This window comes from Flectobacillus sp. BAB-3569 (genome assembly GCF_002270355.1).
GTDB lineage: Bacteria > Bacteroidota > Bacteroidia > Cytophagales > Spirosomataceae > Flectobacillus > Flectobacillus roseus.
Genome location: NZ_NJFZ01000043.1, coordinates 1 through 21651, shown reverse-complemented (window position 1 = coordinate 21651; position 21651 = coordinate 1). Strand labels below are relative to the sequence as shown.

General features: G+C 35.7%; 25 protein-coding genes and 1 pseudogene. 20 read left to right on the top strand and 6 right to left on the bottom strand.

The features are described from left to right. The first annotated feature begins 90 nt into the window (after positions 1–90). The 9 genes from BWI92_RS25770 (at position 91) to BWI92_RS28405 (ending at position 8265) form a co-directional block, all read left to right on the top strand. The gene (locus BWI92_RS25770) at positions 91–966 is read left to right on the top strand and encodes an alpha/beta hydrolase (protein WP_229363577.1); all 876 of its coding nucleotides are present in this window, start codon (positions 91–93) and stop codon (positions 964–966) included. Positions 967–1116: 150 nt separating this feature from the next. Continuing rightward, the gene (locus BWI92_RS25765; protein ID WP_095168404.1) at positions 1117–2322 is read left to right on the top strand and encodes a hypothetical protein; all 1206 of its coding nucleotides are present in this window, start codon (positions 1117–1119) and stop codon (positions 2320–2322) included. Positions 2323–2386: 64 nt separating this feature from the next. Then, entirely contained in the window at positions 2387–2932 is a 546-nt protein-coding gene (locus BWI92_RS25760; protein ID WP_095168402.1) for an RNA polymerase sigma factor, read from the top strand. A gap of 44 nt (positions 2933–2976) precedes the next feature. Beyond that, positions 2977–4257 (top strand): hypothetical protein, encoded by a 1281-nt coding sequence (locus BWI92_RS25755; RefSeq protein WP_095168400.1) that lies wholly within the window; start codon positions 2977–2979, stop codon positions 4255–4257. A gap of 157 nt (positions 4258–4414) precedes the next feature. Further along, entirely contained in the window at positions 4415–5893 is a 1479-nt protein-coding gene (locus BWI92_RS25750) for a hypothetical protein (RefSeq protein WP_095168398.1), read from the top strand. 200 nt (positions 5894–6093) lie between these two features. Continuing rightward, entirely contained in the window at positions 6094–6723 is a 630-nt protein-coding gene (locus BWI92_RS25745; protein WP_095168396.1) for a T9SS type A sorting domain-containing protein, read from the top strand. Between the two features lie 251 nt (positions 6724–6974). Next, complete coding sequence (locus tag BWI92_RS25740; protein ID WP_095168393.1) at positions 6975–7577, top strand: DUF6624 domain-containing protein; 603 nt, start codon at positions 6975–6977, stop codon at positions 7575–7577. A 125-nt stretch (positions 7578–7702) separates the two neighbouring features. Next, complete coding sequence (locus tag BWI92_RS25735) at positions 7703–8074, top strand: pentapeptide repeat-containing protein (protein WP_229363575.1); 372 nt, start codon at positions 7703–7705, stop codon at positions 8072–8074. Beyond that, positions 7975–8265, top strand: coding sequence for a pentapeptide repeat-containing protein (locus BWI92_RS28405; protein WP_310588960.1), 291 nt, complete (start codon positions 7975–7977; stop codon positions 8263–8265). The genes BWI92_RS25735 and BWI92_RS28405 overlap by 100 nt, the downstream gene beginning before the upstream one ends. Positions 8266–8519: 254 nt before the next feature. Here BWI92_RS28405 and BWI92_RS25730 read toward each other — a convergent pair whose 3' ends face one another. Next, positions 8520–10970 carry a TonB-dependent receptor gene (locus tag BWI92_RS25730; RefSeq protein WP_095168391.1) on the bottom strand — a complete coding sequence of 817 codons (2451 nt, stop codon included), beginning with the start codon at positions 10968–10970 and terminating at the stop codon, positions 8520–8522. Positions 10971–11270: 300 nt separating this feature from the next. Between BWI92_RS25730 and BWI92_RS25725 the strand changes: the two genes are divergently transcribed. Together BWI92_RS25725 and BWI92_RS25720 are read left to right on the top strand one after the other, a co-directional pair. Beyond that, complete coding sequence (locus BWI92_RS25725) at positions 11271–11921, top strand: RNA methyltransferase (protein ID WP_095168389.1); 651 nt, start codon at positions 11271–11273, stop codon at positions 11919–11921. A gap of 185 nt (positions 11922–12106) precedes the next feature. After that, positions 12107–12676: a hypothetical protein gene (locus BWI92_RS25720; RefSeq protein WP_095168386.1), complete on the top strand. Its 570-nt coding sequence runs from the start codon at positions 12107–12109 to the stop codon at positions 12674–12676. A gap of 296 nt (positions 12677–12972) precedes the next feature. Here BWI92_RS25720 and BWI92_RS25715 read toward each other — a convergent pair whose 3' ends face one another. Continuing rightward, entirely contained in the window at positions 12973–13833 is an 861-nt protein-coding gene (locus tag BWI92_RS25715; RefSeq protein ID WP_095168384.1) for a hypothetical protein, read from the bottom strand. A gap of 87 nt (positions 13834–13920) precedes the next feature. Next, positions 13921–14793: a hypothetical protein gene (locus BWI92_RS25710; RefSeq protein ID WP_095168382.1), complete on the bottom strand. Its 873-nt coding sequence runs from the start codon at positions 14791–14793 to the stop codon at positions 13921–13923. Between the two features lie 476 nt (positions 14794–15269). Between BWI92_RS25710 and BWI92_RS25705 the strand changes: the two genes are divergently transcribed. Both BWI92_RS25705 and BWI92_RS25700 read left to right on the top strand, forming a co-directional pair. Beyond that, on the top strand, positions 15270–15929 hold the full coding sequence (locus BWI92_RS25705; RefSeq protein WP_141234936.1) for a hypothetical protein: 660 nt from the start codon (positions 15270–15272) through the stop codon (positions 15927–15929). Positions 15930–16014: 85 nt separating this feature from the next. Next, complete coding sequence (locus BWI92_RS25700) at positions 16015–16983, top strand: DUF1963 domain-containing protein (protein WP_141234935.1); 969 nt, start codon at positions 16015–16017, stop codon at positions 16981–16983. On the opposite strand, the gene BWI92_RS27515 is transcribed toward BWI92_RS25700, so the two are convergent. Beyond that, complete coding sequence (locus tag BWI92_RS27515) at positions 16977–17147, bottom strand: hypothetical protein (RefSeq protein WP_176464544.1); 171 nt, start codon at positions 17145–17147, stop codon at positions 16977–16979. The two genes, BWI92_RS25700 and BWI92_RS27515, sit on opposite strands and share 7 nt — an antisense overlap. Here BWI92_RS27515 and BWI92_RS25695 point away from each other — a divergent pair, their 5' ends adjacent. From BWI92_RS25695 to BWI92_RS25670, 7 genes are all read left to right on the top strand, one after another. Further along, a complete protein-coding gene (locus tag BWI92_RS25695; protein WP_095168376.1) occupies positions 17148–17489 on the top strand; it encodes a hypothetical protein in 342 nt (113 codons plus the stop codon). Next, on the top strand, positions 17482–17931 hold the full coding sequence (locus BWI92_RS25690; RefSeq protein WP_095168374.1) for a hypothetical protein: 450 nt from the start codon (positions 17482–17484) through the stop codon (positions 17929–17931). Before BWI92_RS25695 ends, BWI92_RS25690 begins: the two co-directional genes overlap by 8 nt. Positions 17932–17998: 67 nt before the next feature. Then, complete coding sequence (locus BWI92_RS27100; RefSeq protein WP_141234934.1) at positions 17999–18295, top strand: hypothetical protein; 297 nt, start codon at positions 17999–18001, stop codon at positions 18293–18295. Between the two features lie 35 nt (positions 18296–18330). Further along, the gene (locus BWI92_RS28950) at positions 18331–18480 is read left to right on the top strand and encodes a hypothetical protein (RefSeq protein WP_409024765.1); all 150 of its coding nucleotides are present in this window, start codon (positions 18331–18333) and stop codon (positions 18478–18480) included. Between the two features lie 17 nt (positions 18481–18497). Then, positions 18498–19319 (top strand): LytTR family DNA-binding domain-containing protein, encoded by an 822-nt coding sequence (locus BWI92_RS25680; RefSeq protein WP_095168369.1) that lies wholly within the window; start codon positions 18498–18500, stop codon positions 19317–19319. 106 nt (positions 19320–19425) lie between these two features. Then, positions 19426–20121 carry an acyloxyacyl hydrolase gene (locus tag BWI92_RS25675; RefSeq protein WP_095168367.1) on the top strand — a complete coding sequence of 232 codons (696 nt, stop codon included), beginning with the start codon at positions 19426–19428 and terminating at the stop codon, positions 20119–20121. Positions 20122–20367: 246 nt separating this feature from the next. Continuing rightward, positions 20368–20862, top strand: coding sequence for a hypothetical protein (locus tag BWI92_RS25670; protein ID WP_141234933.1), 495 nt, complete (start codon positions 20368–20370; stop codon positions 20860–20862). Positions 20863–20993: 131 nt separating this feature from the next. On the opposite strand, the gene BWI92_RS27880 is transcribed toward BWI92_RS25670, so the two are convergent. Next, positions 20994–21368, bottom strand: a complete 375-nt coding sequence (locus BWI92_RS27880; RefSeq protein ID WP_217903494.1) for a transposase — start codon at positions 21366–21368, stop codon at positions 20994–20996. Then, a pseudogene (locus tag BWI92_RS27875) lies at positions 21361–21651 on the bottom strand (hypothetical protein); the annotation flags it as partial. The gene BWI92_RS27880 and the pseudogene BWI92_RS27875, both read right to left, overlap by 8 nt.

The window sequence follows — 21651 nt, the reverse complement described above, 5'->3', positions numbered from 1 at the left end:
ATTTGTGTTTCTTTACCAGAAACAACTCAAAATATGATAGTCAAAAACATTTACCTTCTCTTGCTTTTTGTATTAAGCACGATTTCTACCATGTCACAATCACAAGGCCCAAAAGTATCCTCTGGCAAAATTGTAAGGATTGAAAACTTTCCTTCAAAACTTATTTCTGCAAGAAATATAGACATTTGGCTACCTGAGGGTTATAGTAACCGAAAAAAGTATGCGGTTGTGTATATGCACGATGGACAAATGTTATTTGACAGTACCACTACTTGGAACAAACAAGACTGGCAGGCGGATGAAGTTGCCAATAAGCTAATGAAGTCACACAAGACCAAGGATTTTATCATAGTCGGCATTTGGAATGGCGGTGAAACACGCCATCCTGATTATTTCCCTCAAAAACCCTATGAGTCACTTAGCCCAAATCAGAAAGCTTTCGTAATAGACGAACTCAAAAAAATAGGTAGAACAGAGAAAAACTTTCAGCCTGTTTCTGATAATTATTTAAAGTTTTTGGTAAGCGAGTTAAAGCCCTATATCGACCAAAATTTTTCTGTTTGGAATGACCCTGCGAATACCTTCGTGGCTGGTAGTAGTATGGGGGGATTGATTTCTATGTATGCTATTTGTGAATATCCTGAGATATTTGGTGGCGCAGCTTGTTTATCCACTCACTGGATTGGTATTTTTTCGGATAATGACAACCCTGTTCCCGAAGCATTTTTGAAATATATGGAAGCACACCTCCCATCGCCCAAAACGCACAAAATCTATTTTGATTTTGGGACGGTAACATTAGACGCATTTTATCCAAAACATCAAGCAAAAGTTGATGAATTGATGCTCAAAAAAGGCTTTACCTCAAATAACTGGGAAACACTTAAATTTGAAGGTGAAGATCATAGCGAAAAAGCTTGGGCTAAAAGACTTAACTTACCTTTTGAGTTTTTATTGAAGAAGTAATCGAATTTAGTAAAGTACCTGTAATTAAAAAGTGTAAAAATAAAAGACTAAATTCTTTCTAATATTTTTCCTTCATACATGCAACCCTTTTTATAACCACTTACGTCTGTGTAGTTGAAAAGGCAATTATGCGACGCCTTTTAGAACCTCATGACAACATTTAACCTACATATTCCTATAGTTCCTTGTCGAATACTTGCTGGTATTCTGAGCGTTGTTGCATTGCAAGGCTGTGATACCGTAGTGGAAGCGACAATGCCCATCACGCCTTCCAGTATTCCGCAAGCTAGTACGGAAGTATTTAAACAAAAATATCCAGCGGTTAGCTCGTTCGTATTTGAACCTCTTGAAAAGGATAAAACTTGGCAAACTGAATTTGTCACCTCAGTTGGCAAAGTATTATCTGTGGTGGATTACCAAGGAGAAATCATTGATTCAAACAGCTTGGTAGGTATTCCCAAATCCCTACCTGAAGCGATTAAACAGCATTTTATCAGCCAATACCCTTCAGCCGAAATACTTGCTTTCTATGATTTGATGAAGTCAACCACGCTCACGGAAGGTTATAAATTGGTCATCAAAACTGCCAATAATACAACGGTACATTTGTTCTATAACTCGGCAAATGCTTTTGTGAAAGAACAAACTCCCTCAAACGAAAAAGCTTTATCTATCATTTTTACAAGTACCGACCAAATCAACTACGACACCCAAGTACCCTTAGTTGTAAAGCAATTTGTGAGTAATAATCAGCTCAAAAATGCAAGTGTGGTAATTTATCAATTAACGGATAAATCCTATAAGCTATTTGTAAATTTTAGAGACTTATCCAACGGTGCTTTACAAACTTTCGAAATAGTACTTTCAGAAACAGGACTAGTTTTGGAATGGGCGTCATCTATCGAAAATAATTATGCCTACAAAGTGTTAAACTCAGCAAATATATCTTCGAAAACAAAGAGCTATTTGCAAGCTAATTTTCCCAATTGGCAATTCGATTATGGTATTGTAAAAACTATTTTTGGACAAAACAAAACTAGCTTCGTTACGCTAAAAGTGGGCCAATCAGACAATTATATCGTCGCCGAAGAGCAAACGAATGAGCATAATCTCACAATTGTTCATACGCAAGTATTAGCCGAAAACAAGCTACCAGATGCTATCAAAAGTACACTGAGCTCAACTTTCCCCAATTGGATTTTTGTTAATGCCCGTGTAATCTATCAAGCAACTGATGCAAATACGATCAACACAGCACCAAATCACTTTCTGGTGGAAATAAAACAAGGAAATGTTAGATATGCTATGCGGTTGGATGCCGATGGAAAAATTATTTATCAGTATCAAATCATATAAATCGTACAAACTAGCCCAAAAATTCAATCATCACTTCATGATTTCTGAATACTAAGACCTATAAATGCCTCAAAACGAAAAAGAATTAGTCATTGCTTGCAAACGCAACAACCCCAAAGCACAAACAGACTTTTATAATTTATACAAAGGTCGACTTTTGGGCGTATGTAGGCGTTATGCGCGTACGGTGACTGAGGCTGAGGACATTTTTCAAGAAGCTTTTATTAAAATTTTCAAAAATATTCATACCCTCGAAAACTTAGATGCTATTAATTCTTGGGTAAAATCGACCGTTATTCGAACTGCTATTGACCATTACAGGCACGCCGTTCATGAGCGCTCCCTCGTGGGATATGAGTCGATTGCAGAAGTGACAGAAAATGAAGAGGATTTGTTTGCCAATCTCGCACGAGACCAGATTCTACAAATAATTAATGCATTGCCTGATGGATACAGACTTGTCGTAAACTTGTATTTGATAGATGGTTACAACCATTTGGAGATTGCCGAAATGTTAAATATCACAGAAGGAACCTCAAAATCACAACTATCAAGGGCTCGCAATTTGCTAAAAAGGGAATTATTAAAAATTGGCTACCAGAAAGCTTAATAGCTACATATCAATAAGTTAACGCAATACAAAAGGATATAAAAATGCAAAATCCAGAAGAAGATAAACTCAAACGCTTGCTCCAAGATACGTTCTCGGATTATGAGCCTGAGCCGTCCGAACAAACTTGGGAATATATAGATGCATCCATTCATCCACATCAACCATTTTCTGCCAAGCTTTTCAAAAGACTAGCAGTAGCAGCCATCGCATTGCTATTGCTGTTAAGCACTGGAGTGATTTTTATGCTGGAACAAAAATCAACAAATTTCAAACATCAATTGACTCTTTTAGAAAAAAACAAAGACCATATTCAAGAGATAAAATCACATTTGGCAGTTGCAAAGAAAAATGATACGAACAAAAAAGAGTGGCAAAATAGTCTTGAATCAACAGAAAAAAACATTCTAAATACTGAAAACCCTACTGCTTCAAAAGGGCAAAAAAATGCTTCAGCACAATACAGCAATCAAGCAAAGCATAGAACGTTTAAGGGGTATGAACACTCTGATTTAAGCCCAGTTTTGCCTCTACTTGAAAGCTCTGAAATCCCTAATAACTATACCAACAAAAATCATTCCTCTGCGTCTATCAATATGCCTGAAAATGGATTAAAAATAGACCACTTTGAGTTTATGGAAAGCAAAAATATTTTAGTTAATCAACCTAAAATAGAATGGCCAATCATTGAAAAATTCACTGTCCTTAAGTCTCAAAAACCTGTTGTCAAATCGACCTATTTAAGTGTGAGTTTCACACCTTTGCAGACTTATCGAATATTGAAAATAGACAATCCTGACATCGTAAGCCTACAAAGAAATAAACTACTCGACCCTGAAAGAAACGGTTTTGAAGCAACCATAGGAATCACAAAATCCATCAATAGCTCTTGGAATTTTAGAGGAGGCATTTCTTTCTTAAAAATGCGACAATGGGCTGAATATAAAGTCAGTACTGATAAATATCTAGTAAAGAACAACAATCAAGGAACAATTGAGCAAATCACTCAAAATAAAGTTGAAAGTGAAAATCTGGAGATGATTGGTCTCCATGCAGATGTACAGCGATTGTTGCGCATTTCTGGACGAAGTCGCTATTTCGTATCCACTGGCACTGATATGATGTATCACCCTAGCAATAGTCAACTCAATACTTTCCTGCAAGTTTCGGGTGGAATACAACACGCTATCAATACACAGTGTTTTTTGACGATAGAACCTACCGCCAGCTATATGCTTAACAATATCAATCACTCTAGTAATTTGATACAAACAAGTGCGTACAACCTTGGAATTAAGTTAGGGCTCAGTTATAAAATCCAATAATTTTACAAGCATTAGGCGATAAGCTTTATGCGCTAGGCTAATAACAGGGCTTTGTCTTGATAACCCCAAACCTATATTTTCAACACAGTATTAATCCCTAAAACTTCATTTACTAAATCTATGTAGGCTTATTTAAGCATTTCAAACATTCCATTATATGAAAAAAATTACCTTTTTATTCGCTATCCTACTAGCGATGTGTGGCACAGCTTTTGGACAAACAACTCCCAAATTACTCTGGGAACGCCAAGACCTTTACCTAGAAAATGATGTACCATATACCCTGTTAGATGTCACAGCATCGGGCAAAACCATTGTAACAGTTTTGAGTGGTTTCACTGGTCAAACGATGGGTTATCGGATATTTGATAAAGACGGGAATGAAGTCAATTTTCCGTATGGAAAAGTATTTTCTAAGCTAAAAAGAGGCAATAAAGTAGGTTGGATTGCGACACAGGATAGCCTCCTTATTTTTGATAAAGAATTATCATTAATCAAAGCGACCAAACATCTCATGACCAATATTTTGGCCTCCACAGAAGTGGCCGATGGACTGATTTTTCACACTGAAAAAACGATTTATAAATATAATTTTGCGGGTATTCTGCTTTGGCAATACAACGCCAGTCAAAAAATCGAAGGTTTTGCCAATAGCAAGCTTGCACTATTTAGAATTGAGGGAGGTGAATACCTCTATTTAGATAGTTTTGGAAAAGAAAAAGTAAAAGTCCCTACAATGGGAGCGAGTGGTGCAGGTTTTGGTGGCGGAGCTCTGTCTGTCATCAAATCACCAGATGCAGGATTTTGGCTCATTGGCAGTAAAGAAGTGTACCGATATGATTCGACGGGACTTCGTACAGGATATGTAGATTTTGTAAAGGACAAAATAGATTCTAATCCCTATTTCAGTCAAAAAGGCAGTATTGTTTCTAATAATAACGAAGAAGTAAATACCAGCTCGATTGTATTGGTACACCAAAAACAGGATGGCTTTTATCTCATAAAAATAGACCAATCTGGTCAGTATCAAACCTTGAGTTTTAAAGATAGTAACTTATTTGGCGCTTCAGAGCCATCCGCCTATCGGGTAGATGACGACAGAGTGATGTTCCAAATCAATGCAAACTCAGGCGCCAAATTCATCGGCTTTGGTAATTTCAAAGCTGCCAATGCAAGTTGGGTTAAACAAATCGCTAGTACTGACTACTTTTCAGGTTTTGTGGGTAATGTATTTTCTGTCCTGAAAGAAAAACCCAAAGTTAATCCTACCGACAACCCTGCATTCAACGAAGTAATTGGCTATGATTTGGACGGAACCACAAAGTGGTCTTTTAAAGATGAAACGATTGCTTATCCGCAGATTATTGCTGATTTCATGTATATCAATCATGGATCATTTTATTCAAAAATTCGATTGAATGATGGTAGTTTAGTATGGAAAAAAACCAAACCTGCCAATAGCCACAATGCCTATCATTTTTTTGTAAATGACAAAGAAGGCAATGATTATTGGATTTATTCGAAAGACTATGGTGTGGAGACAAAGATTGACTTTATCTCAAAATCAACACTCGAAACCACTCGTTTTTTGAGTATCCTAAAAACTACTATCCACTGCGCTCTAACTATTTTATAGATGTCCCAAATAATACATTTACCACGATTACCTCTGGCGAAGATGGCACTTTCGCCACCCACCGTTTACGAAAATATGCCACCAAATGCCTTTATCCAACCAACACTTCCATAGAGGTAACTGGAGCAACGGAAGTATGTTCTGGCACACAAGTACAGTTATCTATCGCCCAACAAGAGGGTTCGAGCTATCAATGGCAAATGGATGGACAAGACCTTGCCAATGCCAATAGCAATGTATTTAAAGCGACTCTTTCAGGCTCATATTCTGTCATTATCCGAGACCCACTTTGTCAAAACTCCTCTATTTTAAATCCTGTAAAAGTTACTATTAAGCCCACACCAGAGGCAAGTATTACAACCGACATCAAGGGGACCGTTTATGAACCATTCAAGGTAAGGATGAATGCCAACACTGGAACAGGCTTGACCTATCAATGGTTGAGAAATGACTCGCTGATTGCCAATGCCACAAACGTCATTTATAACGCTCAAGTATCGGGAGATTATCGTGTAAAAGTAACCAAAGAAGGCTGTAGTCAGCTGTCGGTACCTCTAAAAATAAGTATTGCTATCCCGCTGGGAACGGAAACAGATTTTGGTTCTGAGCAGGTAAAAATCTATCCGAATCCGAACCAAGGAGACTTTACTCTTATCCTTCCTAACAACTTCAAAAATGCTGAATTACTGCTTTTTGATAGTCTTGGACGCTCCTATCCGCTTACTGTCAGCGATAACCAAATTCATACAGACATGCTCAGCAGAGGTATGTATTTCCTGAAAATTATACAAGGAAACAGGAATGTAACCCGAAAAGTGATTATTGAGTAAATGAATGTTATTGGTTGTTTGGGTATCAGTGATTTGTATAATCGTTAATGGTAGGCAACTGATTACTGGACAAAATTGAATTTACTAGTTCATGACTTAGTCTTGGACTCATTTTTTCAACAGTTTTAAACTGTTCTTAAAAAAGTCAGTAAAAAAGTCGATACCCCTTAATCTCACTTTCTCGATTTGTCCAGTAATCAGGGTAAGCAATTACCATCAGCATAATACTAAGAATAAAGCTCATTTCAAAAATGCAACATCCCACGATCGCCCATAGAATTATTGAACTCCAAAATAATGACCTTGCTTTGAGAGATAGGCTAGCAAAAGAGGGTCGCTTGAGTGAAGGATATGATGAAGAAATGCGTGACCTACATATCTATCATGCCACTATTCTTTACGAAATCATTAAAGAAATAGGCTTTCCAACCATTGAAAAAGTTGGAAAGAAAGCCAATGAGGCTGCTTGGTTGGTGATTCAACATTCGATTGATTTACCAAGTTTTATGAAACGATGTGCATCACTTTTAAAGGAGGCTGTCGACGCCAAACAAGCTGACGCAGCGCATTGGGCTTATTTAACAGACCGAATTGCGGTTTTTGAGGATAAACCACAAGTATTTGGCACCCAATTTGACTGGGATGAAAATGGACAACTTAGCCCCAACCCTATTGAGGACGAAGCCAATCTAAACGAAAGAAGAAAATCGGTAGGAATACCAAATACTATTGAGGAAAAAACTGAGTCAATACGCTTTCATGCTCGCTACAACAACCTTACTCCACCGAAGGATTTTATGAAAAGAAAGCAAGAAATGGAAGAATGGAAAAAAAGTGTAGGTTGGATATTCTGACATTATATCTATCACCTATTCTATATTACAAAATGAGGGTTTTGGATTTACTATTGTTAAATAGAGCTATCTTTGATGTTTCAAAATAGTCTCAAAGTAAGAGACACAAACCTGCGAAATACCCGATGCAAGACCAATACCTTACTGACCAAATTTTCGATAAAATCAATGAGCTACCCAAGGGTGAGTACGAAAACTGTAGTTTCAACCATTGTGATTTGTCAAACAAAAACCTTTCAGGATTCAAATTTACGGACTGTCGTTTCGTTGGTTGCAATATGAGTTTGGCAGCCATCAACAATACTGCATTTCAGGGAGTTACTTTTAAAGACTGTAAATCATTAGGCTTACGATTTGATACTTGTAATCCATTTGGTTTTGAGGTTTCCTTTGAAGGCTGTCAGCTAAATCATGCTTCTTTTTTCAAGACCAAACTCAAAAAACTATTTTCAAAGACACCCAGCTACAAGGCACTGACTTTGCTGAAGCAGACTTGACGAGCGCTATTTTCGAAAATTGTAATTTAGAACAGGCTATCTTTAACAGAACTGTACTCGAAAAAGCAGATTTTCGCAGTTCTTACAATTACGCCATAGACCCAGAAAGTAACCGAATGAAAAAAGCCAAGTTTTCAGTACTCGGACTTGCTGGACTTTTACAAAAGTACGATTTACACATTGAAGGATAGTATGAGTACTGAATTGTGAGCAATGAATTTTAAGTGCAATCCCTTAATTACTAATATTTTATCCCATTGAATTCTGCAACTTGATTTTGCCTACTAACTTCATTGCTAACATAATATGAGATAGCCCAAATTTAGGAAACGGAATTCTCCTCCAACTTTTCATCAAAAAAGGCGTTCGAACATCTAATTTCGAACGCCTTTTTGGGTACTAAAACTTGCGATAAAAATAATCTCTAAATTATGGATTACTCAAATTAAAATCTATAATTTACCGTCAACGCTAATTGACGTGGTGCAATTGGGTTGATACTATAACGATCGTGAACAATATAGTTCATTTCGTTAAAGATGTTCGAAACTTTTCCTAAAACAGATACTTTGCTAAAGCTATATCCTATCGAGAAATCAACAGTTGCAAAACCAGATAAAGGAATCAACGCATTGTATGAACTCAAAGAGGCAGTGGTATTATTCAAACCTCCATTCAAACCAACTACGTTGTTATTACCTGCAAAACGATTTCCAGTGTAAAAGGCAGATAAGCCAAGTTTCACGCCTTTCAACTTAGTATTATCAAAAGTATAGAAAATCGAACCATTGGCTGTACTTCTTGGACTTCTGATAAGTTGCTCCCCTTCTACTTGTGAACCAACTGCTCCTGTAGTATTCGTATAGCGCATATAGTTATATCCGTAACCAAGCAAGAAGTAAAAGTTTTTTGATAAAACCCCATTGAAATCTACTTCAAAACCATCACTTGTTGTTTCGCCTGATAACTCTCTGATACTTGTATTGGTATTTGGATTGCCGTTTTTATCAAAAAGTGCCGTTTGAGCAAAATTGCTATTGATGATTTTATACACACTTACGTTAGCTGACAATTTACCATCTAAAAACTCATTTTTCACCCCAATTTCATAGTTGTCGATAATCGAAGGCTTAAGGTTGTCACCATTGATATCGGTACCAGTATTAATCGTAAAGCTATTACTGTATGATGAATAGATCGAAGTAGTTTTCAATGGTTGGTAAATCAAAGCTAATTTTGGAGAAAAAGCACCATCTGATTTATCAGCAGTAGCTCCACGACGCTCTACATTTTTCTCAAGGTTCAAGATAGTTGATTGAAACGCTGTTTGATAAGAATATCTCAACCCTGCTAAAACTTTAAATTTAGAGGTAATAGTTAGCAAATCCTGAACATAAACACCATAGCGATTCTGTGGAGTTGTTGTACGAGCAGTATCCGCAATCGTTGGGATGTCGGTACGTGCTACATATTTTGAGAAATCGAAGATATTGATTTTGTCGTATGCTGTACCCACTACACCTGCCGCTGAAGTAAATTTAAAACTATGGCTCACATTCGAAATTCTTAAGAAGTCAGCCCCCACCAATAATTGATGACCAATAGCACCTGTCTTAAAGCTTCCATTCAAATTTACTTGAGCGGTGTAATCCCTCTCACTTGTGTGAACGGCACTCAATGTACGTGTATAATCACCGTTCGTAGCAATCGCAGTTGGAACACCTACACCAAAGCCCTTAACCTCTGTATTTTGAATCGAACCAATAGCTGTTAATTTCCAGTTTGCATCAAATTTGTGATTGATAGTCAAATAACTTGACGTTTGCTCGGTATTATTGTATGCCCAGCTAGTATTGATAAAACGATTGCGAGGAGCATCTGGCAACTCAGTAATGGTAATTCTACTATTTGGTGTACCTACACCAGCATCTGGAACAATATTACTTTTCAAATAATCTACCTGTAACAAAACATCCGTTTTGTCATTAATTTTATATAGCAAAGATGGTGTAACGTAAGTTCTATCAGTCTTTACAACATCACGATAGCTTTTTGCATTTTCGTAAGTTCCTACTACTCTGAATGCAAGGTTTTTACTAATCGGACCATACACGTCAAGCGTTGGTTTGTATTGATTATAGCTTCCAAAAAGCATAGATGCTTGTCCACCCCAGTCGAAACGAGGTTTTTTAGTAACCATATTGATAATCAAACCACCTGACACATTACCATACAATAAAGCAGAGCTACCTTTCATTACTTCGACCGATTCTAGCGTACTAGCATCAGGGAAACCCATTGTATTACTGATAGTTCCATTTTTGAAAATACTTCCTCCTGCTCCTGCAATACCTACACTGTATCCACGTGAGGAGAATGTTTCGGCAACACCACCACGCGTTTCAGTTTGTGACACCCCACTCACATTTTTTACGACATCACCAAGTCTAATAGCCTGCTGATCGGCAATAACTGTACTTGTTACTACCCCTGTACTCTGTGGTAAATCCAAAGGGCGAATATTGGCTTTGCCCAAAGAAGGAGTACGATTAGCAATATAGCTACCTGATACCACAATTTCTTTTATCATCTCAGAGCTTTCAAGCAATTCGAGTGAAAGGTTTAATGTTTTTCCCTCCTCAATTACCACCTTTTGCTCTAGTGTTTTGTATCCTACAAAAGAAGCAACCAATGTATAATTTCCACCTTTCAAATTAGAAATCGTAAACTTGCCTTGTTCATCTGAGCTCGTTCCTTTTTTACTTCCTTTTAATTGAACAGAGACAAAAGCTGCTGGTTGTCCGTCATTATTAGATACTTTACCGATAATCTGTCCAGTTTGAGCATAAATCATTTGCGAAAACAGACATAACATTAGTAAAAAAACACTCTTCATATAACTCATTTCATTATTGATATTTAGACTTATTTTAAATAGATGTACAAATGTAAAGGCAGGAATACTATTATACAAGCTTTTATTTAGAATAAATTAAAATAAGATTAGAAATAGGATTTTTGAAAGATGTCTTTGTGAGAAGAAAAGAGAAAATCATTAAATTGACAAAAGATTTACCTCAACGAAACTGAAGAGCAAGCCTAAACTTTTGTTGTACTATTGAAAACTTGTAAATTCACCTAAGATCAGGAATTCAATTTTCCTTCTTAGACAAAGCCCTATTCATCATTCTTAAAAATGGAAAATAATCAAGTAGAAAATCTGACCGCGACTGAAACGCAAGTCAGTAAAGAGAAAAGCAGTTTACGAAAACGTGCTGACAAAATTAAAGAGTTTAGATGTAAGAATTTAATTGTAGTTCTCGAAGATCCTAAAGACCCCAATAACGTTGGAACAGTAATCAGAAACATCAATGCACTTGGTGCTGAAAAATTATATTTAATAGATAGTACCAATTCTTTACCAAATAACTGGGATGAATTTAAAGAACGGAAATCCATCGTAGCCTCGTCTGTTTCGTCGGTTAAATGGACTTTTGTAAAGAAATTTAGAAGTACCGAGGAATGTTTATCATATTTAGAGAAAAAGAATTTCACTTCCATTGTTACCTCCCCTCATATGAAAGGTCGTACAAATGTTATCTTACATGAAGGCGATTACACCCAGAAAAAACTCGCGGTATGGTTCGGTAAAGAGTCTATCGGTATCAGTGACTTGGCATTAGAACGAAGTGAAGCCTGTATAAATATCGAAATGTTTGGGATTGTAGAGAGTCTTAACCTAGCAACATCAACAGGAATTGTTTTGTACGAAATCACCAAACAGAGAAGAGAGTTTGAGAAAAGAAGAAAATTAAAACAACAATTAAAAGGTATCAATAAGGTATAACGATTGCCTTTGCCCTCTTTTAAAGCGCTTTAAAGAGGGATATTTATAATTGTATCATCATATCTTTAAACCTCTATATACTTAATTCCTTGTAATAAATCTCTCTCTCCCCTACTTCACGGTTGACACATTCAATTTTAATTCAAAAAAGAATATCTTTACAAATCCTTTAAAACCTTTTACTTATGAGAGAGTCACGACATTCATTACGTTTTATCACATTGTTTTTCTTGGTATTTATTACACTTTTAGGTTGTAAAGAAGCCAATAAAGTAAAAACTAAAAATTTTGACATTAAGGATGCCGAAATCCAAATGAACATTCCTCAAAGTTGGGAATTCGAAGCCATTGTAGGGCCAACAGATAGCTATACCAAGTATCACGGGCAGTTTAAAAGAACAGACCATGGTGGTTTTATCGATATTGAAACCAAGTTAAACCAATATTATACCCCTAAAAATAACGACGAATCTGTTACAAGTAAAACGGTTATGGGGGAACTCATACAATCTATGAAGTCCGAAAGTGGATTGTACAAAGACCTTAAAATATTAGACGAGATTCATAATTCAGAACAAAGCATCATTATTTGTCGCTATATCTGGGGCAAAAAGGATGAATTAACTTTTTCATTACTGGCAGTATCAAGAAGTGAAAATCTGACTAAAATTATCAAAGTAGAGGCATGGGATCAGCTTAAGGAAGAGGAACAATTGGAGATTTTGAAAGAGGTGAAACGTAGTCTTAGGATGTGATGAGATAAATATTCTACCTTCAATCTACTATGATGCAAGGTTGGCAAATAAGAATAAAGTAATTCTTTCAGCCAACATTGCGTGAATACTCAGAAGTAGTATTTATTTGTTTTACTTAAAGCGTACAGTCTCTAAACTTAGGCGCACACTGCAATCAAGTATTAGTGCGGAATTAGAAAACATCAACTGTATTGATATATGTTTTTTTCAGCCACTTACCTTTAAATTTGATAATAAATTATTGATAAATAAGCACTTACACTTCTAATTTACAATTCATCATTCATCACTAATACCTATCCTTTTTTCACTTTAAACGAGTAAAGCAAAGAAAGATTTACATAAAATAGATTGGTACCGTTGCGCGAAACAACTTCGGTGTTGCCTGAAGTCGATACAACATTTTGGGGCATCACGTAACCTGGAGTCGCCACCAAAAATATATTATTAAAGACCCATACAACTGGCATACTAAATTCATAACTCAATAGATTGAATACCTGTGTAGTTTGAGTGGTAGATTGATTTGAAATAGGAATTCCTAAGAATTTATTATTTTTAAAATACGTATTGGTAAAGCTCTGAGTACCAGCATTAGCAACAGCCGTCGGCGTTACGACAAATACACTTTTCCCCGTCTTCATCACAATTGGATGTTCGAGTCCCGCACTGGCAAAAAAGTCAGTTTTATCTGAAAAGGCCGCAATACTGGTAAGATTTATATTGGCAATTTTGTTAAGATGAATAAGGTTTAAACCAGCTTGTCCTTGTAAGGCAGACTGCACTAAGGTTTTATTTTGATAAAAGAATTTATCTGCATAAATACTCCCTGCAATACCTTGTCTTTTACCAAATTTATAACCGACTTCCGTTACGGTTGCCGCATACTGCAGTGGTTGGACTGTATTGGTCGTAAAAACTGTCGAGCCAGTCAAATACAATCCAAGACTATCAAATTGTACCAATACTGTCGGCATCAAAGCACTACTTTTAAGGTCATCTGTTCGACCATAGTAATGTAATTTGGGAGAGTAAGAAAGTCCACTGATGATAGTTGCCACGGTTTTTTTAGGAGTCTCTGTTTCGGATTGTGCATACAAAGCCTGACCAGTACCTAAAAATATGAAAAGAGCAGTAAGGATGATTATATGTTTCATGGCGAGATAAATTTAAGATGGGTTTGGCTTGATATTGGGTTAAAATACCACTCCCAGACCCGAGAGTGGTAGTTTAAGGTAAGCAAATTAATGCTTTACAGCACTTGCACTTGAACTTATCGAGGTACTCGATTTAATAGAAGCATCCGTTTTTGTTTGAGAGGCTGACTTCACTTCTGAACCTACTTTAGATTTAGCATCGGTAGCCGATTCAGACATCTTTGTCTTTGTTGTATTGATTGTACTCGCTGCTTTTTCCTTTGCCACTACCAGATTCTCTTTTAACAATGGTGTTGCATTTTCATTAGCATTGGCTTTACCATTTTCGCTAGCGTTTGCGCTTGCCTGAGAGTTTACGTTACCATTACCATTGCTTGTACTCAATCCATTTGCCTTATTCACATTGATGTTACCATCTGTTTCAACAGAAATATTGGCATCCACATCTACACTTGAACTATTTCTTGCATCTGATGCTGCGTTGGCGCTTTTGCTCGCACTTGCCTTCAAGGTAGACGCCGTAGAAGAAGCCACCTCTTTTGTAGCATTTACCGTGGTCGAAACTACATTTTTCGTAGCATTAGTGACATTACCAGTTGCTTTTGCCACAGATTGCGTTGTAGCTTGTACCGCAGAAGTAGCATTCGTACTAGCTCTTACCGCAGCTGAGCTACTAGCTGCTGCTTGAGTAGATGCCTTGATGGCATTACTTGCAGCGTTGGTGCTAGCAACGGCACTACTTGTAGCTTTGATGGCATTGGTAGCAGAAGCTCCAATTTGGGCTGAGGCAACTTGAAAACTGAAGATTGCTAAAACAGCAGTCGATAATTTTAGGGCTTGCGTTTTCATAATGTTTTGAGTTTTATAGTTTAACGAATATTTAAACTGGATAAAGGGCTGTCCAGCGTAAGGATGTTTTAGAAAGCTCATCAACTGAACTTCTACATCACTAACGACCATAAAACTGTTTTGGATTTACAAGATTGAGTAAACGGAAAATCATCTCTTTTTATCAAAAAACACAGACACAAGCAACAAAACAAATTTCAACAATCTGAATATCAATGAATTAATTCTATATCTCAAATTCAAAATTAGACTATTTTAAGGTGCATTTAAGCTGAGAGAAATGATTTTTAAGCTGAATTTAAGCTCCCTTAAAGAGATTTTGGGAGGAATTCTCTGGTTTAAGTTAAAAATTTAGCGCCATTTTTATCAAATTTTCAAACTTAACACCAGGACACTAATCCATAACCATCGGAAAAAGTTGAGCCTAATATCTCTCCATGCTTTCGATAGATTAAATGGATCTAATACAAAACATAAAACAATGCAAAAAGTACGACAAGAGTAGTACAATAGAAAACTTGTAAAGTACCAAACAATACAAAAAGTACTACAAAACTTTCGTATATTTAGGAGTTAGCAGCAAAATTATGAAGACACTACTTTACATATTGACAATCTCTTTTTTGACAATATCTTGTAAGTCACAAACGGACAGGACTAATTCAAAATTTGAAAATTTATCCACACCCAAAGACAGTACAGCGTTGTACTTTAACTTAAAAAAAGACCAAAACGATACCTTGACACAGAATGCACTTGATAATTTTGTAAATAATTGGTTTTCTAAAATGTTATTTTCTTTGAATGAACCAATAATTAAAGACTACAAAGGAAATAAAGAGATTTATAGATTTACTTGGCTTCGAACTTTTCATCATCCAGTTTCTATTAGACTTGAAAAACAATATGATGAAATAAAAATTATTACCAAAGTTTGTAATGGAGCAGGTGGATATGAACCAGGAAAATTAATACAGGATACAACGTTTTCTGTTAAACAAGAAACGTATGAAAAGTTACTTGAAAAAATCAACAATTCAAACTTTTGGAATTTGCCAACTGAAAAAACTAACGAGAATGGAATGGACGGCTCTGAATGGATAATTGAAACTTTGAAAGACAATAATTATCATTTAGTGATACGTTGGACACCAAGAAAAGACGACTTAAAGACATTCAGAGAAATTGGAGAATACTTAATTTCTATTTCAGAAATAAGAAAAGGGGAACTAACAGACAAATACTAAATTCTGCTGCTAACATGGTATTGCCAATAGTGGGGCTGACGAAGTAATTGAACAGTAGTAATTCTATTGGGCTTTTGTGCTAAATTTGGGCAGAAGTATTCCAAATTTCCCACCATCGGCAATACCTGATCGTTGGCGGCAACTCTATAACGATAATACAGTAACCTATACAATTCGTAAAATGAGTAACAAACTATCTCAAATAATAGCTCAAATCAATAGCGACAAACTTATTTATGAAATTAATGATAAACAAGAGCTTATTAAATTGATTAGACCAGCGATAGGATTTAGAACTGACAAATCATCTGATAATGACTTGGAAATTGGAAAGTCTAAATTTGGCGGACAACCAGACCTGCCAAAATCATTTGTTTGGCCAACGTACAACAACGAACCATTAACATTCTGTGGGCAATTTAATTGCTCAGAATTCACTCATTTTGATATTGAAAAGCAATTACCTCCAAAAGGTATTTTTAGTGTTTTTACTTTCATTGACAAGAATCATCCTGGTTTTTTGATAAATAAAAACTCATTCCATTTTTCCTATTTTGACAATATTGAGGATTTGCAAAGAACAGATTTTCCTGTTAATTACTTTAAAGAAGGAATATTTGAAACTGCATCCATTGAATACTTTGAACATTATAATTTACCTTGGGCTAATGGATTTAAATTTGAGGAAATTAAACAGAATTTTATAAACATTGAAAGTTTCTACTTGTTAGAATCAGATATAAATGAAATTATTAGAAATGTTACAGGACAAGGTTATTTAACAAATCAAATATTAGGCGAAAATTATGTTGATATGGATTTGTCATTTGTAGAAACAAAACTTGACATTAGAACACAAGAAGATTTTCAAAAAAACGTAAACAGTATGCTTGAAATGAGGAAAAATTTTGTTCCAATTATTCAATTTTCTTACAATGACCCAAATACAAATATGGATAGATTTGGTGATGGAACGGCTGGATTTGGTTTAGAGGTTGACGACTTAACTAACTTGGAATTTCTTAAAGTATCAATGGGATTTCAACCCTATTGAAAAAGAGCAGCCGCCAACATCGTATTGGCAATAGTGGGGCTGACAGTTGTAAACTCTACATTTGTAATTCTATAGGGTATTTGTTCAAATGTTGGGCTGACGTTTTTCAAATGTCCCACCATCACCAATACGTAGCCGTTATGCCCAATTTTAGAACGACACATATGACAACAAACATTTGGATAGAAAAAGGTTGGGGCGACTCAGTTGAGAACGCAACTTTTGACGACATAAAATCCGCAATTGAAGAAACAATCCGAATGGACGAAGAACACGGAGCTTTTTGGGTTGGACATATGGAGAACGAATTTGTCCTTGAAGTTCACAAAAACCTTGACCTATTTTTTGTTTATGGAGAAAATCAAGACGAACAAATTCAAACTAAGCTTGACAATTGGGAAGACGTAAAACACTTCTTTAAATTATATTTTGACAACGAATTTGAAAAATTAAAGACTGAAATTGAGTTGAGAACATTTACATATAAGAAACTGACAAATGGATAGTGTTTATATACCAAAGACAGAAATCGAACTTGAAAATTGGATGAAAGAAAACTGTTTCAACTTTAATAGCTATTCAATAAACGGAAGCAGTATTTATGAAGGTTTTGGAATTGACAAATCAGGCGGACTTTATATTTGGTATTATACAGAACATGGACAAAAAGACAATTTGAAATACTTCAAGTCAGAAATTGAAATTGTCGAATACGCTTTAAATCAAATTAAGTCTGACAAATGGGCAAAGACACATTGCATTGGTTTTTCCACAGACATAAATAAAATCAACGATTTAAAAAACATATTGGAGTCAATGGAAACAGTATATTTTGAAGACAAAATACCATATTACGGAATAGACAGACCTGTTTATAGAGTATTTGTATTAGGTTGCGATATTAAAAAGACAGAATATTTAAAAGAAAAGTATTGGACAGAAAAATAAAAACTGGGCATAACAACAGTTTGGCAAAATGGCGGAGTAAGTGCTAAATTGAATATTTGGTTTTCAAATGAACATTGGTGCTAAAATGAAAGTAAGTGCTTCAAAATCCGCCACTTCGCCAAGCTGCAAACCGTTGCCTGCAAGCGTAGAGCGAAACAACATTCTAAATTCATCGATTGATTTTATGATAAATAATATAATGGACAATTTACTTGCAATCTATGATGAAAAGGTTTCAAATATTGTCTTTTTAGTTCAAGATTTATTGTTAAAGCATTTACCCAGAATAGAAGAAGATGTTGACCTGACTGCTAAATTGATTTCATATTCTTATGGTAAAGGGGTAAAGGGTATAATAATGTAATATGGGTAATTTTATTATCAAAAAATGGCGGGAAATTGGGGTTTTATAAAGGCAACGAATTGCAAGACCCCTATAATATGCTAAAAGGTAGTGGCAAAGTCCACAGATACGTTGAAATAAAATCGGGAGAAGAATTAAAAAGCAAAGCCTTGAGTATGTTAGTTGATGAAGCAATTTTGGCGTAAAAAAGCAGAACAAACAAATGAAATTTAGATTATTACTTATAACCATTGGACTTTCTTTCATTGGCATCATACCAAAATTTATTAAAAATTCAGTCATTGATTGGCAAAGCTTAACACTTTACTTCTTTTATATTGGACTTTGTTTTCTTTCGTTTTATACTATTAATAAATTTTTATGGACATCAAAACCCCCTCTTTCTTATTGGACAAAATTTGGTGTAGGACTTGTCTGCGGGTTTGTATTGCTCACAATTGTCCATTTGTTACTGTTCAATACTTTACCCAATCGGCTAATATATTTTCTTAATCTAAAAGAAGCCAGTTTTTATGCCATCATAACCATAACTGCTTTCCGGACATTCATTATTGAGAGCATTGCTTTTGCTTACTTGTTTTTCCTGAAAAATAAAGATGAAAAAATCGCCTTTCAGCAGGAAATTAACCATTTGAACAAAAATTTAAACGAATTAAGAAACAACCAAACAAAGGAAAAAGAACATAAAAGTATCATCATTACCCGTTATCAGGACAAGGTAATTCCTGTAAGCGTTTCAGAAATTGCCTTTTTTCATCTATCCAACGGAATTGTTTTCCAGTACCTGTTTTCTAATCATAAATATATTCAAAACGAAAGCCTGGAAAGCTTTGAAAACGTCCTTGACCCTACCATATTTTATCGTGCCAACCGGCAATTCTTAATCCATAAAAAATCCGTTGAAAAAGTGGAACAGATTGAAAAGAGAAAACTAAAAGTAACACTTACTCAGCCATCACCGGAAGAAATTATCATCAGCAAAGTAAAATCTTCAGCATTTATCAAGTGGTTGGAAACCTACTAATAGCTGTCCGTTTCAGGCTTAAAAATGTCCGCTTGGCTTATTTTGAGGCTGTTTTTGCACGTAACCACTTTCCCATAATTCTACTTTTGCAAAAATTCTAATAAATATGGCAAAAGTAAAGCAAGTGACTATCGTAGTTATTTTGACATTAATGCTTTTCAACAACACCAAAGCTCAATATTGGCAGGGTGACAGTTGGTATAATAATCCTTTGGGATTTGAACCTGTAAAACTTCATACTTCAATGGGCTTTATCATTCCCGCTGTTGCTGTGGGAACTTGTTTGCTATTGACTAAAAAGGACCCGAATTTAAAGGACAGATTATCCATTTACAATGAAACAGGCTTGTCGTGGGGCTACAAATATCCGCATACTTTTATGCCCCAAAACAATACAGGTATCAATTTTCAATTGCGAAAATTGATGTCAGTTGGCGTTGAGTTTGACGTATATTTTCCAAGAGATGATTTTAATAAAACAACAGGTTTTGCAATACGTCCATTTGCAAGATTTTATCCTATAAACAAAGTAAAATGGCGTTTGTATTTTGAATCGGGCGGAGGATTTATTTATTTGTTAGATGAATTTCCTAAACCAACTGACCAAGACAACCGCTTAGGTACTCAATGGAATGGAACTACAAAGTATGGCATTGGTTCAGAAATTAATGTTTCAAAATCAACAGCTATTATGTTTGGAGTGCGACATTTACATATTTCTAATGGTAACACTAAAGGGGTTGAACGTAATCCATCGCATGACAGTAACGGATTTTTCGTTGGACTTTCTCATAAATTGTAACTTGTTGAACGACAAAACGCCAGCAGGCAACAAAAGGTTTTGTGCAATTGGGGCTTGATGTTGAAGCAATCATCGGCAGTGCATATCCAATCTTTTGTTTCGGCGGACGTAATTCTGCCAGACAGTAGTTCTAAACTTCGGCTTTTAGTTATAAATTTAGCTTCAGTTCCGGGCGGACAGTTGGTCAATTCCCCAACTACACAAAGCCTCGAACGTTATAGGCAACCTTAAGAAACGACAATGAGATTGTTACCAAAACAAATATGGAAGGAAGAGTTTCAATACTATTCAGACAAATCTGTTGACGGATTGAAATCTGAAATTCAACAACTCTTTGACAAAACAAATGGTTGGAATTTTTCAGTGAACTTGACAGGAGAGTTTATTTCGGAGTATGAGTTTAAAATGACTCCAAAATGGCAATTCGCTGTTATCAAAAGCTTTGAAAGAGAAGTGTCTTATCTTAATGGACAAATATTTTCAGATGAATTTAAACGGACACGTGTAACCTTTACAGTCCGACCAAATTCAATTTTATTGATTTTCTTCTTTGTATTTCCATTGTTTGGAATATTTGCATTGACAACTGACAACATAAATGGAGATATAAACGAAACTAGAATTGTAGGAGCCGTTTTCACCTTTGCCGTGCCTGCATTAATGTTATTATTTGGACACTTTGCAAAACAAGGAATTAAGAATCGGTTTGTAAAAACATTTGACCTAAGTCCAGTTGTATAAAATGGGAAAATGACCGACAGAAAGGCTGCCTATAACACGGGTAGCTGTTGCACAACTCATTTTTCCTAAAATTTACTTACAGAATACACACCCAGACCTCCTTTAAAGCGATTTAAGAGAGGTTTGTTTTTTTAGTTTTTACAAAGCATCCTCAAACTTGAAGCGCTTAAAACCGAGTTATTAATGACTACAGATACGCTTTTGAGAGAGGCATAAATTATCCCTTCAGGAAGGGCAATAGCTTGGGCTAATATACTTGGTTTTTTCACAATGAAGCGTAGATATTTCTGCAAGTTGTAAACTAAACTTGCCATTAATACGTGTTTGTTGCTGGCTTTGATACCTCGTGTATTCACTCGTTTCATGTTCAAAAAATTCACAAGTGTCCCTATCACGGGTTCGACGGTTTTACTTCGTATTCGCACCATTCGCTTGGCATAAGACTTGTTTTGGGTAAGCTTTTCATGCATTCGGTCGTAATGCTCTTTGTGAATACTATTATCCACCTTCTGGTTCGCCAGCCCGGTTAAATTTTGTAGCTTTACCACAACATTGTTCTCTAAGTGGACAATCCTTGCAATCTGATTCACTACTTCGATAAGTACGTTTGGTATAGCCTTTGCTGTCTGTCTTTTCACCTTTGTAGGTTAGTATTGCTTGTTTGCCACCCTCTTGCGTACATTGGTAATAGTTTGCCTCTTTATGGTAGGTAAAGCCTGTTCGTTGAGGTTTGTACTGCCCAAAGTTGGGTATCCATGCGTTGATGCCTTTAGCATCCAAATATGCTAA

Bases quoted from the DNA above. Each gene is read 5' to 3' on its own strand.
- BWI92_RS25755 (WP_095168400.1), top strand. From the start codon at position 2,977: ATGCAAAATCCAGAAGAAGATAAACTCAAACGCTTGCTCCAAGATACG.
- BWI92_RS27515 (WP_176464544.1), bottom strand. From the start codon at position 17,147: ATGTGTCGTTCTAAAATTGGGCATAACGGCTACGTATTGGTGATGGTG.
- BWI92_RS25690 (WP_095168374.1), top strand. From the start codon at position 17,482: ATGGATAGTGTTTATATACCAAAGACAGAAATCGAACTTGAAAATTGG.
- BWI92_RS25770 (WP_229363577.1), top strand. From the start codon at position 91: ATGTCACAATCACAAGGCCCAAAAGTATCCTCTGGCAAAATTGTAAGG.
- BWI92_RS25725 (WP_095168389.1), top strand. From the start codon at position 11,271: ATGGAAAATAATCAAGTAGAAAATCTGACCGCGACTGAAACGCAAGTC.
- BWI92_RS25695 (WP_095168376.1), top strand. From the start codon at position 17,148: ATGACAACAAACATTTGGATAGAAAAAGGTTGGGGCGACTCAGTTGAG.
- BWI92_RS25680 (WP_095168369.1), top strand. From the start codon at position 18,498: ATGAAATTTAGATTATTACTTATAACCATTGGACTTTCTTTCATTGGC.
- BWI92_RS25740 (WP_095168393.1), top strand. From the start codon at position 6,975: ATGCAACATCCCACGATCGCCCATAGAATTATTGAACTCCAAAATAAT.
- BWI92_RS25710 (WP_095168382.1), bottom strand. From the start codon at position 14,793: ATGGTCGTTAGTGATGTAGAAGTTCAGTTGATGAGCTTTCTAAAACAT.
- BWI92_RS25705 (WP_141234936.1), top strand. From the start codon at position 15,270: ATGAAGACACTACTTTACATATTGACAATCTCTTTTTTGACAATATCT.
- BWI92_RS27100 (WP_141234934.1), top strand. From the start codon at position 17,999: ATGAACATTGGTGCTAAAATGAAAGTAAGTGCTTCAAAATCCGCCACT.
- BWI92_RS25760 (WP_095168402.1), top strand. From the start codon at position 2,387: ATGCCTCAAAACGAAAAAGAATTAGTCATTGCTTGCAAACGCAACAAC.
- BWI92_RS25715 (WP_095168384.1), bottom strand. From the start codon at position 13,833: ATGAAACATATAATCATCCTTACTGCTCTTTTCATATTTTTAGGTACT.
- BWI92_RS25730 (WP_095168391.1), bottom strand. From the start codon at position 10,970: ATGAAGAGTGTTTTTTTACTAATGTTATGTCTGTTTTCGCAAATGATT.
- BWI92_RS25750 (WP_095168398.1), top strand. From the start codon at position 4,415: ATGAAAAAAATTACCTTTTTATTCGCTATCCTACTAGCGATGTGTGGC.
- BWI92_RS25675 (WP_095168367.1), top strand. From the start codon at position 19,426: ATGGCAAAAGTAAAGCAAGTGACTATCGTAGTTATTTTGACATTAATG.
- BWI92_RS25745 (WP_095168396.1), top strand. From the start codon at position 6,094: ATGGATGGACAAGACCTTGCCAATGCCAATAGCAATGTATTTAAAGCG.
- BWI92_RS25720 (WP_095168386.1), top strand. From the start codon at position 12,107: ATGAGAGAGTCACGACATTCATTACGTTTTATCACATTGTTTTTCTTG.
- BWI92_RS25735 (WP_229363575.1), top strand. From the start codon at position 7,703: ATGCAAGACCAATACCTTACTGACCAAATTTTCGATAAAATCAATGAG.
- BWI92_RS25765 (WP_095168404.1), top strand. From the start codon at position 1,117: ATGACAACATTTAACCTACATATTCCTATAGTTCCTTGTCGAATACTT.